11 protein-coding genes are annotated in these 13,620 nt (G+C 65.5%); 1 reads left to right on the top strand and 10 read right to left on the bottom strand.

Annotation, left to right across the window (positions count from 1 at the left end):
- Positions 1–24 precede the first annotated feature (24 nt).
- A complete protein-coding gene (locus tag ACQP2P_RS11475) occupies positions 25–1,995 on the bottom strand; it encodes a hypothetical protein (protein ID WP_433615403.1) in 1,971 nt (656 codons plus the stop codon).
- A gap of 41 nt (positions 1,996–2,036) precedes the next feature.
- Positions 2,037–2,588 (bottom strand): RipA family octameric membrane protein, encoded by a 552-nt coding sequence (locus ACQP2P_RS11470; RefSeq protein ID WP_433615401.1) that lies wholly within the window; start codon positions 2,586–2,588, stop codon positions 2,037–2,039.
- 67 nt (positions 2,589–2,655) lie between these two features.
- Here ACQP2P_RS11470 and ACQP2P_RS11465 point away from each other — a divergent pair, with 67 nt between their 5' ends.
- Positions 2,656–3,369 (top strand): hypothetical protein, encoded by a 714-nt coding sequence (locus ACQP2P_RS11465; RefSeq protein ID WP_433615399.1) that lies wholly within the window; start codon positions 2,656–2,658, stop codon positions 3,367–3,369.
- Here ACQP2P_RS11465 and ACQP2P_RS11460 read toward each other — a convergent pair.
- The 8 genes from ACQP2P_RS11460 to ACQP2P_RS11425 form a co-directional block, all read right to left on the bottom strand.
- The gene (locus tag ACQP2P_RS11460; protein ID WP_433615397.1) at positions 3,345–4,112 is read right to left on the bottom strand and encodes a hypothetical protein; all 768 of its coding nucleotides are present in this window, start codon (positions 4,110–4,112) and stop codon (positions 3,345–3,347) included. The genes ACQP2P_RS11465 and ACQP2P_RS11460 overlap by 25 nt on opposite strands.
- Positions 4,109–5,320 carry an amidohydrolase family protein gene (locus tag ACQP2P_RS11455; RefSeq protein WP_433615395.1) on the bottom strand — a complete coding sequence of 404 codons (1,212 nt, stop codon included), beginning with the start codon at positions 5,318–5,320 and terminating at the stop codon, positions 4,109–4,111. The genes ACQP2P_RS11460 and ACQP2P_RS11455 overlap by 4 nt, the downstream gene beginning before the upstream one ends.
- Positions 5,304–6,587: an aminotransferase class III-fold pyridoxal phosphate-dependent enzyme gene (locus ACQP2P_RS11450; RefSeq protein ID WP_433615394.1), complete on the bottom strand. Its 1,284-nt coding sequence runs from the start codon at positions 6,585–6,587 to the stop codon at positions 5,304–5,306. Before ACQP2P_RS11450 ends, ACQP2P_RS11455 begins: the two co-directional genes overlap by 17 nt.
- Entirely contained in the window at positions 6,584–7,939 is a 1,356-nt protein-coding gene (locus ACQP2P_RS11445; RefSeq protein ID WP_433615392.1) for an RtcB family protein, read from the bottom strand. Before ACQP2P_RS11445 ends, ACQP2P_RS11450 begins: the two co-directional genes overlap by 4 nt.
- Complete coding sequence (locus ACQP2P_RS11440; RefSeq protein ID WP_433615390.1) at positions 7,927–9,537, bottom strand: PEP/pyruvate-binding domain-containing protein; 1,611 nt, start codon at positions 9,535–9,537, stop codon at positions 7,927–7,929. Before ACQP2P_RS11440 ends, ACQP2P_RS11445 begins: the two co-directional genes overlap by 13 nt.
- Positions 9,534–10,520 (bottom strand): hypothetical protein, encoded by a 987-nt coding sequence (locus ACQP2P_RS11435; RefSeq protein ID WP_433615388.1) that lies wholly within the window; start codon positions 10,518–10,520, stop codon positions 9,534–9,536. The genes ACQP2P_RS11440 and ACQP2P_RS11435 overlap by 4 nt, the downstream gene beginning before the upstream one ends.
- 51 nt (positions 10,521–10,571) lie before the next feature.
- Positions 10,572–10,739 (bottom strand): hypothetical protein, encoded by a 168-nt coding sequence (locus ACQP2P_RS11430; protein ID WP_433615386.1) that lies wholly within the window; start codon positions 10,737–10,739, stop codon positions 10,572–10,574.
- A 1,268-nt stretch (positions 10,740–12,007) separates the two neighbouring features.
- Entirely contained in the window at positions 12,008–13,618 is a 1,611-nt protein-coding gene (locus ACQP2P_RS11425; protein ID WP_433615384.1) for a hypothetical protein, read from the bottom strand.
- Positions 13,619–13,620 lie beyond the last annotated feature (2 nt).

Raw genomic sequence — 13,620 nt, 5'->3', positions numbered from 1 at the left:
TCTTGGGCGTCCACTGCCGCCGTCTTAGTGTCCTACATGACTCTCGTCGATTTTGCGTAGGGCTGCGTCCAACGCGCGAGAGATCACCTCAGGGGCGGCGTGGCGAACCGGCGCACCGAGGAACGGGGCCTTGTCATATCCGATCAGCAACCAAGGGAAGGTGCCGAGGGAGTCGCCGTACTCCGACTTGGGGTCCAGGGAGATCGGAATGATTCTTTCGGGCGGAACTGAACGACCGAGCGCTACCAGTTCGGGATAGATATTTCCGTTCGTGTTAGCCGCATTACGGACGTACGCCGGTGACAACAGAATGATGGCGGCGTCGGCCTGGCCAGCGTAAGTAGCGCCATTGGTTCGCGTGTCCCCGCCCAGACCGGAAAAGTCTTCGACGAACGCGAAATAGCGGCGCCGGGCGTCGTATAGCAGGCGGAGGACTACGCGCATTGAATCGATATCCTCCCAGCAGAACGAAACGAAGATGGCCGGGCCGGAGTGGCCACGCTCGCCGCGCGTGTCGTCGACCACCGACAGCCGGATTTTCGAATCTCGCTCGCGTGCCGCCCAGTAGAGGGCGGCCAAAGTTCCCGCCGCGCCAGCCTGCATGCGCAGAAGCCAATCAACGCGCGTCTCCGGCACATAGAGTAATACCTTGTCGCGCACCGGAGGCGAATCCCACAAAGTCCGCAAGAAGTCGCTGACGTGGCCGCCCGCGGCTTCCAGAGGAACCGTTTCCCCGAACAGCGTATACGGTGCGGCGCTGATCCGGACCGACGCGGGCCTATAAAGCCCGTGGCTCTCGTAGTCCCAATAAGTGTCGACGAAGATGTCCGGCCGTAACCGTACGTCTCCGGCTGGGGTGTGGCCTTCCGGTCGTTCGATCCAAAAGTACTCGAATCGAGCGGCGTGCGAGGAGAGCAGGTCGATCGCCTGTCGCACGTTGGCGTCGAGCAGTTCGGCCCGGGCGCTCACCCGCAAACGGTCCAGCTGGGACAACAAGAAATCATCGTCGAGTCGCTGAAAGGCATCGGCGCTTAACCCGCCATACTGCGCGCCGAAATAGTCCAACATCCAGTCCGGATGCCGCTTGAGAAGTTCAGACAGCGTCACCGCCAGCAATGTGACCCGGAAGCGCACGTGCGGCGCCGAATAGACCTGGGACCGTAGGATGGCCCTCAACATCAAGAAGTTCGAGACGGGCCCGACCGCGTCGAAGACCGGCCCGTTCTCGTCGTACGCAAGCAGCGAACCGATAACGTGCTCGGCCGACGCCGAGATACTCGCACCGATCGTGTGATAGGCGTCACGGTGAACGTAATCGAGCCGGTCGGCGTCAACGACGCCATCGACGATCTGGCGGACCGCGCCCAACGCCGGCGACTCCTTGATCCCTCCCGTCACAATGCCGGCGATCAGGTAGGCAAGGAGGTTGATGTCGAGCCGGTCTCGCAACGGGCGGTGAGCGTGCAAGATATCGATGAGCGCATTCAACGTGAAGGTATCCTTGCCCGACAGCTGAAGGGCAGCGACCTCAAGCTCGTCCGCAACCCGGGCCGACACCGTCGCGTGCGGCGCCAAGAACAGATCGGCCGCTTGGCTGTACGGCAGCTCGCCGACGTCTTGAAGCAAGCCGCACACCACCACGTGCTCACCAATCCGCCGCACGAGGTCGGCGTCGTGGCCTGGGTCACCAAGGCCCGGCAACGATTCACGCAACGACATCATCGTCTGCTCAGAAAAGAAGCCGACCCGATGGAGGCGCTGCAGGATACGCAGTGCGATGTGGGCGGTGCCGAGGGCGTGCGCGAAGCGGGTGTGGTCGGCACCGAGAAAGCCGTACGACCCGAACGGCAGCTGCTTCAGACGCCGAAGGCGCTGCATCTGCGGCGTCTCGAGGAGGAGCGCAGCGGTGTCCCGATGCGGAAAGAGTGCAGGATCATACAAGTCGATGGCACCGTGGACCGCGTCGTGGATCGACGGTGCATGGCCGCGCGCCATACCGCTCCATTCCCTTCTAAACCGGGCCGTTGGCTGATGTGTCAAGCGTTGAGCTCGAGCAGAAAAGCGGTCGCGTAGGAAAGCGCGAAGACGGCTGGCACCCACTGCTCCAAACGCGTGACCGGAATGTAGCGTGCCTTGTCTTTCCCCTGACCGATCGCTCGCCATTCGGCTGCCCAGTACGGCGATGCGGGCAGCCGTTCCTCAAGGGCGCCGATGACGCGATATTTGACCGATGCGAGCTGCCGGTACGACCGGAGCACCGAATACCACGCCACACACTGGACGATCAGCGCTACCGTGACGAGCGCCCGCAGCCCGATGTGGCCGGTGAAACGGGAGGCAATTCCGGCGCCGGCGGCTAACAGTGCAGTATTCAGGGTGAGGAAGAAGGTATTGGTGATTCCGCGGCGCGCCGATGCCCGGTCGGTCATCTCTACATATAGTTTGTACTGTTCCAGGATCGCGGCGCGGTATTTGTCCTCATCCGTGCCATAGCGCGACTGGTCGATGCCTTCCGACCACAGGCCGGCTCGTGCATCGTCGATCGATGAAGATTCGCGGAGGACTAACCTCTTCGCCGGAAAGGTCATCGGCTCAGTATCGTGGATGGCGGTCGGTGGCGCCACAGCACTTGCTCCGCCTTCGTAGGCTGGGGACATGTGGCCCAGGCAGACGGTGAACGATATGCACAAGCGACTGTTGATGCCCTCCAGCGGCGGCCAGCGGTTGCCACGGCGCCGGGTGATGCCTAGGGCGACGTTCGACGCGACTCATCGCTCGGTGGCCGCCCAGCTGGCTGCCAACTACTATCAGAGCGCACGCACCGAGGCCATCCAGCGGCTCGGATTTCGCGATGCCGGGCTGTTCCTATTCCTGGCCAGTTCGATCACGGTGTTCGGCGTGGCGGTCGGCCAGTCGCCGAACGTTGACGTACTGTACGGCGTTCCTGTCCTTGGGGTCGGGGCCGCTCATGTCTACGCGCAACACAGTCGGGTGATCGGCGCCCTCGGCCGGTATATGGCGATCGACCTGGAACGCTCGATCGAGCCAATCCTCGGCGAGCGGTGCACGCCCATGCAATGGGACAGTTCGGACACGTTACTCCGGCGCGGTGGCCACAACCTGCCGGTCTTCCTGTCTGCGCTGCTATTGATCCTCGTGCCGGAGGTGGCGGCGACGGCGATGGCAGTATTCGCCGGCGGCGTTAGTCGGTGGGACATCGTCGGTGGCACCGTCGGCTTCTTTTGCGCCGCAGTCTCGGCGTACACGCTTTTCAGTGTGCATAAGGTACGTATGGGCTACATTTTCGAGATAAACGCATTCCGGACATCGCAAGGTCGGCCGGTTCAAGAGGCGGGAAAACTCAGTTGAGTGGCGTCCCAGTTGGCTGGCGGCTCATACGGCGTATAGCTCTTCACCTCGTAGAACGCCGATCGCAGGTCGATGGCAAGCGCGCGCTTCAGCCGGCACCGCGCGTCGTTTACCAGGTAGATGCTGCGGTAGGCGGCAACCGCAGCCGGACTCAAAGCATCGCTCGATAGGAACCTTTGGACCTCGTCCTTGACCGTCCAGAGCCGCCAGTTGGCATGCCGGAGTTCGCCGAAGCGGGTACTCGAGAACACATCCTCGATGCCGTACCCGAACCAGATGTCCCGAAGTGTCTCCCAGCCGATGTCGCTGGACGCCTTCGACCGCGCGGAACGGACCTGGCCGATCGCGATCTGGTCTGCGTAGGAGTCCAGGCCAACCTCGGCCTCGACGAGTTCCATAGGGAAGGCAGCGTTGACCGTTGCCCGAGCATCAGCGCGTTCGCTGTTCAGCCATTGGATCCGCTGCACCGCATCGACGAACGACTCATCGAACCGCTTTTCTCGCTCACACCGGCGGATCTCGTTCTCGAGATCCCACAGCTCGCTGTTGATCGTCCGCAGCGGTCCGGCGTCCGTCGACACTCCGGTGTTCGCCCAAGCGGCACTCAGGCCAGCCAGCTCCCGCTCGGCCACCCGCCGCGCCTCCAGATCGCGTACCCGCTCCAGCTTCAGCTCCAGGATTGCTAGACGGTCGAGGAGGGTGCCGGGCGTCAGGTATGTCGGCAGCGAACGGTCGCCGGTCATCCGGTGGCAAGCCGGTCGGCGAGGCGAAAGAAGTCGATGCAGTTGCCGCCCAGGATCGCGGCCCGATCCTCCTGGCTCACGTCAGCGAAGGCGTCGTCGACGAGGGCACGCGAGCGCGGCCACAGTGTGCCGAAGTGCGGATAGTCGGTCGACCACATCATGTTCGTCGTCCCGATTACGTCCCGGGCCCGGACTCCCATCCGATCGTCTATGAAGGATCCGGCCATATTGGAGTGCCAGTACGACGACGGCGGCCGTTGCAGCGGTATTTGGCGTAGGTAGCGGTTGCGCTGCCAGATGTCGTCCACCGCCTCGAGCCCGCGGGGAATCCAACCCACCCACATCTCGATCAGCCCGACGCGCAGCCGCGGGTAAGCGTCAAACAGGCCGGAGAGCAGCAGGTCGCTGAACACCGACGCACCCCGACCGAGGCTGAACCCGAAGTTCGGGGAGCGGTGGTGGAACTCCAGCCGCGCGGGCGGCGCGTCACTTCCATAACCATGCAGGCGTACGGTGTCGCGGCTCTCGGCCACGTCATCCTTCTGCTGATCGTTCAGTTCCCGCCAGAGCAGCCGTTCTTCTCGTGACCGCAGCCCGACGTGAATGCAGATTGGCATCTCAAGCTCTTCTGCGCAGGCCCAAAAGGGAGCCGATTCGGCGTCGAGATGGTCACCACCGGTCGGCCAGCTCGGCAGCACCGCTGCTACAAATCCCTGGTTGGCGGCGTCCCGGAGCACCCGCATGCAGTGGTCGACTCCAGTGGTCGGCAGCTGGGCGACCGGAAAAAGCCGTCCCGGTGCCGCCGCGCAGAACTCCTCGAGCACAAAGCGGTTGTACGCGTCGACACCGGCCACCACGAGGTCCCGATCCGGATCGTCGAGGAAGTGGCCCAGCGGCCGTGCCGTTGGAAAGATAACCTCGGCAGACACGCCGTCTTCGTCTTGGTCGATCATGCGAGCGCCGCCGTCGTAGGTGCCAGGCCGAATCTCGTCGAAGCGGACGCCGCTCGGTCGCAAGTCGTCGGCCGGACGGCCGGGCAGACCGGCAAGACCAATCGGCTCGGGCCTGCGTGCCCCCGCGAACAGCCAGCCCTGTCCACCGTCCCCGTCCTCGACCAGCTTCGGGGCGCGATCGTGGTATCTGGCCGGGAGCCAGCGTGACCAGATGTGCGGCGGATCCAGGAAATGCGAATCAGCGGAGATCATCATTCGGTATTCCCCACAGCAGGTCGTCGGCAAGGTCGGCGGCAGCGACGATGGCTCGTGCGGCTGTCCGCGCCTCCTCGGTTCCAAGGGTGAACGGCGGAAACAGCAGCAGCGTCGAGGCGCGCGGGAAGGGCACCAGCACCCCTCGGTGCAGCAGATCCGACGCGACGAAGAGAGCGTGGTCGGGGCTCTCGAAATCGATCGAGAAGGCCATCCCCATCCTGTGCAAACGTCTGCCGAGGCTCGGGTTCAGGGCCGCCTCGAGCTCATCGCCGGCATCCCGAAAGGCCCGCCGGTTGTCCTCGTTCGTCAACTGCGCCACAGCCTCGGTCGCGACAACCATGCCGAGCAGACTGCCCCCGTACGTGGAACGGAAGTCGCTGCGCCACTTCAACAAGGCCTGATTCGATCCATCGGTGCGGATGCCGCACGCCGCCACTGGATATAGCCCGCCGGACAACGCCTTACCGGTAACCAGCATGTCCGGTGCCACGTGGCCCCGCTCATGCGCCCAGACCGGCCCGGTGCGGCCGAGCCCGCACTTGACCTCGTCGAAGATCAGGACCGCGCCGACTTCGTCGCAGCGGCGACGAATGGCCGCCAGGAAGTCCGGTTCGAGCGGTCGGATTGCCTCGGTCAGCTGCACCGGCTCGACGATAACCGCGGCCACGCTCTCGTCGATCGCACCGGCAGCGCTCGCGTCGGGCGCGAGGCGGATCGGCTCGGCCAGCAACGGGGGGTACTTCGCGTGTAGATAACGTGGGTCGGTTACGGCGGCGGCCAAGCCGGTCTGCCCGTGGTAGCCGCCCTCGATTGCTGCGAGTCCGGTGCGCTCGGTGGCCATCACGGCGGTACGGAGCGCGAGCTCGTTGCCCTCGCTGCCACTGACACAAAACCGCCATTGCCAGGTGCCCCGCGGCTGGCTGTCGCTGAGCGCCTTGGACAGCCGGGTACGCAGCTCGCTGGGCAGCTGCCAGTCGCCCATGTCCACTGCGCCAGCGGCGGTCACCAGTGCCCTGACCACGGCCGCGTTCCGATGACCAAGCGCGAACGCCCCGCCGCCGGTGCGCAGGTCGAGCAGCGCCGTCCCGCTCTGGTCAAAGACGAACGAACCCTCGGCGCCCGCGACCGAGAGGGGTAGCCCGAGCGCGAGCAACGGATTCACGTGTTCCTCGGCGACGCTGCGGGCGTACGCCACGGCGAGCTCGTAGCCGGGGCGACGCGCGGCCGCGCCCGTCCGCTCCCACCAGTGATGCTCGGCGCCGGTCAAAGCTTCAGCTCCCGGTAGTTCATTAGCTGGCGCAGGCGTGCCGCCGGATGCGCGATCTCGGACTCGGCGAGGTAGCTCATCACGATCTCGAGATTGGCCGAATCTGACCAGAACCGGCCCTCGTCGAACCGAGTGTTTGACACCATCGCGTCGGCCCAGCGGCGAGCGCTCGACGGACTCAGGTCGGGCTCGACGCCAGCCATTGCAGACAGCGGGACCACCTCGGTGTTCCGCACCGGAGTCCCGTGGCAGCAAAGTCCGTCCACCGCCGACGGGCGCCGCCCGGTCGTCGCCAGATAGCCGTGCGTGTGCTCGCCGCCGGTGATGAAGATCGGCCGATGTTCGTGCAGCGGTTGCAGGCCCCGACGTGACCGGATGGCGCCGTCCACCGATTCGAACGCGACGTGGTCAACGTGCCGCAGCTGGACCGCGCTGCACGCGGCATACCGCTTCAACCTACTCCGCAACACGCGCACCACGGTGTCTGCGACCAGCTGGCGGTTGGCGTACCCGAAGTTCCGCGAGGCCATGGCAGCGCCGAGAAGGGCGCCGCCGTGAGAGCTCGACAGATCCACTGCGAAGAGGCCCTCGGCGGCGTCCTCGGCCGTCGAGATTGCCTTGTCTATGGCGAGCGCGGCGAGTTCGGCGAAGACGCCGAGCTTATTGAGATGATCGCGGACCGGTGCGGCGCCGACGTGGACCACGACAATTACCCGCCCGACCGGCGGCGAGGCGGGGCTCAGCGAGCGCTCGACGACGTAACAGGCCACGAAGTGTCCGGCGGCGCTTCCCAGGCTCGCCTGCAGATCCGAGGCGACGAAGCTTGCCTCCAGCAGGTCAACGCGCGGCGACCAGCTGCTGCTCTCCTCCGCCTCGGCCGAGGCGACTCCGAAATGGACCGGCGCACCGACCGTCGAGATCCCCTCCATCATGATCGCTCGGGCCGACGTGCTCACTTTCTCCCGCTCAGGCGAACCGACATCGATGCTGGCCACGAGCCCGTCGAAAGTCTCGTTGAGCAGGTCGTCGTTGATCGCCTCTGGGTCGATCTCGATGCCAGTGTCCACCACCAGGTAGCCGCAGCCCATGTCCGGGGCGGACAGCGGATAGAGCCAACCCGGCTCAGTGGTCACGACAATCCCGGCCGGAAAGCCGAACGGCTTCGGCGACGCGTCGGGATAGATGCTGATCGGGCCGGCCAAGTACGGGAGCCGGGCGATCCGGGCGGCCTGAGCCATGATCGACGACTGGAATAGGGAGCCGAGCAGATACGAACTCATCAAGAGCCGGACACCGCGGCCCGGTGCGTCGGCGAAGTGCGCCTCGAAGTAGTCGACGTCTAGGCGTGCCACGATGTCGCACCTCCACCCACGATTTCGTCGGTCACCCTTGTCACCAGCTCATCTGGAACGCTGTCGCGCGCGTAGAGCCTCCACGTGCCGGCCGATCCGCGTGGCAGCCAGCCGGCGTCCCGGAGAGCCGTTTGCTGGTCTGTGTCACAGGCGGCCACTACGGTCTGTGACGACACGGCGGCGACCCCCACGACGACAGACTGGGGCGCATACGGAGTGAGCACCAGCACGGCTGGCTCCGGACCGGTGGTTGCACCGAGGTCGTCGGGAAACCGGAAGACGATCCCGGATGCTGTGGGCTTCGGCTCCGGGGCTTCGGCGTCCGCCACACTTGCGGTGGCCTTCACCCGCTCAACGGTCCCCGCCGTGCCGTCGACCTCGACGATCACGTCGTCCGGCAGCAGGCGGTCGGCGTCCGGTACACCGATCACACACGGCTTGCCCAGCTCCCGGGCGATGATCGCAACATGGCACAGCATGCCGCCGTCCGAGCTAACGATGGCGGCCGCGCGGGCGATCGCCGGCAGCAGCTCCGGCCGAGCCGCGCCGCACACCAGGACCCGGCCGTCAGCCGCGCTGTATGAAGTGACCTTTTCAGGATGAGACACCGGTCCGCGCCATCGGCCAGGCGCACCCGGCTCGCCGGTGACCAGTCCTGGTGCCCGCGGCCGGTTGGGCGCCGGTATGTCGGGCGTCGCCGTCAACGGTCGCAGCTGGACCAGCCACAGGCGCCCGTCAGGGTCCTCGACCCACTCGATATCTACGCCACTCGGGTGGATCGGCAGCGTGGCATCGATCGCGTCGTCGATCAGAGCGGCCAGGTCGTCGCTGATACAGGCGCATTCCGCGGCCGTGGCCCCCAATCGGAGGTAGGCCAGCCCGGCTTCCTCGTCAACGTAGACAACCTTAGCCTCGGTCGGCTCGTGGGCGTCGACCACAACGGCGTCCCCAGGGCGGAACTCGCGGCCCACCAACGGGTATACCGCCAACGGCTTGCGGTGGACGCGAAGGCTCGTCGAACCAGTGTCGGCCGAGCTCGACCGGAGGGTGTCGCCACGGCTGATTCCGCTCACCATATCGAGGGACATGCCCCAAGTACCCTCGATCATACGGTGAATCTGGCCGCCGCTGCGCCAGCCGAATGCGACGCCGCTGCTGCGGGCCGGCACGGTCGCCTGCACCACCACGCCCAGCTCTCCGCTCCCACTGCGGCCGATGCCCTGCTCGTATGCGGTGCGCTGCGGCGAGACGGCGCTGCGGACAACGTCAGCCAGGGCGGCGGCGATCAGGTCGTCTGTGACTGGCGCGAACGCTGACCGGAAGATCCCCGCGTAGCTGTGCTTCTCCTGGTCCTCGACGGTGGCGGACGACCTGATCGCGAGATGCCAGATGTGGCGGGCGCGAGCCCACTTCGCGATCTGAGCGCCGGTGCGCCGTAGCCAGGCCAGGTCGGCTTCGCCGCCCTGCGGCACCAAGTCGGCGGGGAGGAACGCGGTCGGTGGAACGCGCTGTCGGTGCCGCGTCAGTATCGATAGCCCGGCGGCCTTTCCACCCATCCGGGAGAAAAGTCGCGGGTCTGCGTCGAGCAGGTCAATCATGAGCGGGTCCACGCCCACGCCCCGTCCGACATGTCGAGCAGGCGGGGCCTCGTAACGGCCCCCGGTACCGGCGCCCCGGCATGTATCCAGGGCAGCACGGTGGCTAGGTCGAGGGCGAGGCGATCGGCGGCGACCCGGATCGCGCTCAGCGTGGCGCTCTGCCAGCGGCGACGCTGCTCTTCCTCCTCGGCGGCCAGCCTGCAGATCAGCGTCGCGGCGATTACCGGCCCGAGCGCCCGACGATCGTGCACGGCCAGGTAGAGGCGGGAGACGTCTCGGGCGAGCGACCGCTCGCTTCGCACGCGGGCGTCCCGCATCGCTTCCAGATGCGCGACATCGTCCGCGTGTAGCGACCGGATGTACATCTCTAGGTTGCCGGCTGACTCGAAGGGTCGCTCGGCCAGTCCCGGCCGCTGCAGATGACCGATGGCGTGCGCGAGGTCGGTAGCCGCGCGCGACGACCACCGTTCATCGCCGATCGCCCTGGCCGCAGACGCAGTGAGCGCCGCGAAGTCGGCGAGATGGGCCGAGGTCACGGGTACAAGCAGGCGCATGATCAGCGTGCGGGCAGCCGAGGCCCCTACGACGCCGCCGACCTCGGCTTCGAGGCGGTCCATCGGCAGCGCCCAATTCAGCACATGCAGCGCCATCAGCTCAACGAGTGCGTTCACCGCCAAGTCGATATCGACGCGCGATGCCGACAGCGCGTTCAGTCGCCCGGTCGCGGTCTCGAGCCGTGCGCAGAGCTGGCGCAGGGTAGCAAACAGGTCACGGACGAAAGCGACGTCCAGACAGCGTGCCGCGAATTCGTCCAGCACGCGTTCGTATTCAGCCTGTGGGATATCGAGTACGCCGGGGCGGCGCAGCGTGCCCCAGATCGCGGTCTCGCCGAGCACCACCCGCGGGAAGAGTACAGCGCCGCCACTGTAGAGCGCCAGTTCGAGCGGCGACGCGGCGGGGAAATCGACCTCATAGTCGAGCACGACCGAATCGCGCCAACTGCTCTCCACGATCGTGAGCCAGGGCCGGCAGCGTCAGGACGCCTTCGTCTCGGGGTCGTCCGGTGTCGACTTCGGAGTCGTGTCGTCGACCAGGAACTCGTCGGCGGCTGGACGATCTCCGATCACGCTGCGCCGTCGGCTGCCGCCGAGCCTTTGAATCAGACGCGCGATCGCCAGATCACTAGCGACACTCTCCGCCATCTGTTCCTCCCTTGGTGGTGTATGGTGCCGGGTGAGTGACCCACATCATACAGTAATGCTCCGGCGGCAAAAGATGGTCGCGGATGTGTTGAGCAGACACCTCTGGCACACGCCGACCTCAACCCTAATGCCGGGAAGATAAGCGTTCTGGCTGGTCATCGGTTCAACCAGCTTGCGCAGCCGGGCCGGCGCCCCGTACACCGCGTTGATCGCCGCGACCGACTTCTCGACCTCAGTCCGCTCCGCCTCGTCGAGCCCGACTCTGGGCTTCGTCGGCGGCCCTGTCCAGGTCCTCCTTGGTGACGGCAAGCATCAGGCGGACTTTGACCAGGCGTCGTTCAAAGTCACGGGCACTGTCGCGTCGTCGTTTACCGGTTAACGCGCCGTCGCGGCCGACTTCTTACGTCGGGCCGCCGCGTCGCCTTGCTCTCGACACTACACAATTCTCGGCATCACCGGACCAGTGAAGCGGTCTGCCCATTCGTATGGTCACCGTCTGCAGTGTTTGTCGCCGTTGTCCGGCCTGGGAGGTATGCTCGCCTGAGACGGACTGCGCTGGCCCCGCGGCCTCGCGGCGACAGAACGGGCACCGTTCGCATCGTCATTGCTCTGTGCTGAGCGATCGATGATTTGAGTTGGCAACCACCTCATGTCACCCGCCATAAGGCTTGTCATTCGTTGTCGAGAACCCGCAGTTACACACCGTTACGGGTGCGGGGGTGTCATTGATCGTCACGGCTTGCCGCTGACCTGTGGAAACGCCCCCAGCTGCTAACCAACGTTTGTCGCCCTTAGTCAACCCCAACGACGGGTTTTTTTTGGGGGGGGGGGGTAAACGGGGGCGTGTTTTCCCAGCACGGGGCGGTCGAATCAGGGATCTGGCGCAGGTTGGTGGCCGGCAGGGGGCACGTCACAGAACTGCAGAAGCGCGACGTAACTGGTAGATCGCCAATCGTAGGCGCCAGTTTCACGCCTACATGAACAACGGTGACGCTGCGGCCTGAGCAACCGGGGCATCACCGCGTTCGCTCATCGGCCCTCGGAACAAGGATCGCGCAACGTCGACGGCCGGCCATCAGCGCGGAGGACGTTCGCGTCTGGGTGACCGACGTCCAGTGTCGCTAGGCGGTTGTCGATCTTCCGAGGTGGCTGCGCCTGGACCACGACGCATGTGACTATCGCGAACTGCGAGATCCGTAACCGCAGCCATTTTGTCGAACATAGCCCTCATCTCCGGCGCAGGCTTGACGGTCGCAAAGTATCCCGCCTTAAATGCGACTAGCGGGTGGCACCTCAGCGGCGTAGCGCCGTTGCAGATACGCTTGGAGGTCTTGGACGATGAGTCGTAGCTCTGCCTCCAGGCCTGCACTGTCCTGCTCCACGGAACGCAACCGTTCAAGGGCGAGCCTCGCAAGGCCCGAGCGCGTTCCGTCGAGTTCAGCTGCGAGCATGCCCCGCGCGTCGGCGAGCGCCGCGGCAGGCGAGCGCATGCTATCGGCTGCCCGAAGAATGAGCATCAGAGCCGCCTGGAACCTGTCGGAGTGCACGTCTGCGTGCCGCTCGTCGATCGAGCTGTAGACGGCATCGGGCGCCTCCTGCCGTTGCCTCATCACACGACTGTCAGCGCCAGCGTCGTCCATCCAAAGGTCACTCGGCCTGTTAGAAGCGCCCGTTATTACGGCACGGCTGCGGTGCCGATTCGCGTTCATGACCAGATAGGGATTCACTTGGTCTTGATCGTCGCGTGATCGCTGGCGTTGCACGGCAAGCAGGCGCAGCATGGCTGAGTCGATCCGCTGGACGACGTCATGATCGGCGAGTAGACGCCGCTTAGCCTCTGGATCTTCATTCGCCAGCCGGTAGACGACCTGACTCGCCTCACCATCGACAACGATGTGTCGGCCAAAAGCCCGAAGGGTCCAGGCCATGTCTTCCTCGGAATAGACGGAGTCGGTCGGTTCCCCCTGCGGATTCGCGATTTTGGAAGCGACGGTGGCCCACACGTCTCGGGCTGGCACGCCGCGACCGTAGCCAGCCGCGAGGACTTGGAGCAGGTGCGTGGCGGTGCTGCGCCGCGGCTCCTCGAGTGCGGCGAGCTGCTGGTACAGCGACCGCGACGGTCGGGGCCGCTCGGTCTGCTCGTCGAACAACCCATCCGCGCGCCGGGCCGTCGCGGCTGGGTCGTAAAACGGGTTCGGCAGCATCGGTTGCGACCAGCCGAAACTGCCGAACCATGGTTGCTGAGTCAAACCACGGGGCCATGACCCGTGCAGCGCCTGCGCGACGTCTACACCACGGACGGCGGCGTTGTACGCGTTCCAGTGCACCCGATCGGCGGGGTTCGACGGTCCCTGACGCAGCAGATCGACGAAAGTGCTGCCAAGGACATCAGATGCCCGCTCATAACTCTGGGCAGCGGCTAACACTCCCACCCACCGGTCCTCGCCAGCGTCGTACTGCGTGTTGTCAGCATCGATGAAAGCAGCACGCAACCCTTCAAGGATGCCGTTACCTGCGTAGCAGGTGTCCAGGACGAAGAGCAGCTGACGGATGCCGGACCGAAAGACTGCACTGACCACATCGGACGGACGTACGACTTCACCGCCACAAAAGGCCGCATTTGGAAGTAGCAGGTGCAGTTCGTCGCGCTGATCCCGCCATGCGTGACCTGCCCAGTACAGAACCATGCTCCGGTGCCCGTCGACCGGCGTCACGAGCTTCTGGAGCACCGCGCTGCGGCCTTCGTTGACAATCTTCTGCGAGAGGCAGCCACGCAGCGCGAACTGTGTCCGCAGGTTCCGGACATCACGCCGGGCGCTGGGCAGATCCGGACAGTCGTCGTCACGGTACCGATCGACGCTGACACCGACATATCGCACGG

Source organism: Dactylosporangium sp. CA-139114, assembly GCF_050955725.1.
Lineage (GTDB): Bacteria > Actinomycetota > Actinomycetes > Mycobacteriales > Micromonosporaceae > Dactylosporangium.
The sequence above is the reverse complement of the archived record's forward strand: the minus strand, read 5'-3'. Positions and strand labels throughout refer to the sequence as shown.

What these genes read in the sequence shown, in the direction of transcription:
- ACQP2P_RS11475 (WP_433615403.1), bottom strand. Translation starts at nt 1,995, where the DNA reads ATGGCGCGCGGCCATGCACCGTCGATCCACGACGCGGTCCACGGTGCC.
- ACQP2P_RS11470 (WP_433615401.1), bottom strand. Translation starts at nt 2,588, where the DNA reads ATGACCTTTCCGGCGAAGAGGTTAGTCCTCCGCGAATCTTCATCGATC.
- ACQP2P_RS11465 (WP_433615399.1), top strand. Translation starts at nt 2,656, where the DNA reads ATGTGGCCCAGGCAGACGGTGAACGATATGCACAAGCGACTGTTGATG.
- ACQP2P_RS11460 (WP_433615397.1), bottom strand. Translation starts at nt 4,112, where the DNA reads ATGACCGGCGACCGTTCGCTGCCGACATACCTGACGCCCGGCACCCTC.
- ACQP2P_RS11455 (WP_433615395.1), bottom strand. Translation starts at nt 5,320, where the DNA reads ATGATGATCTCCGCTGATTCGCATTTCCTGGATCCGCCGCACATCTGG.
- ACQP2P_RS11440 (WP_433615390.1), bottom strand. Translation starts at nt 9,537, where the DNA reads ATGATTGACCTGCTCGACGCAGACCCGCGACTTTTCTCCCGGATGGGT.
- ACQP2P_RS11430 (WP_433615386.1), bottom strand. Translation starts at nt 10,739, where the DNA reads ATGGCGGAGAGTGTCGCTAGTGATCTGGCGATCGCGCGTCTGATTCAA.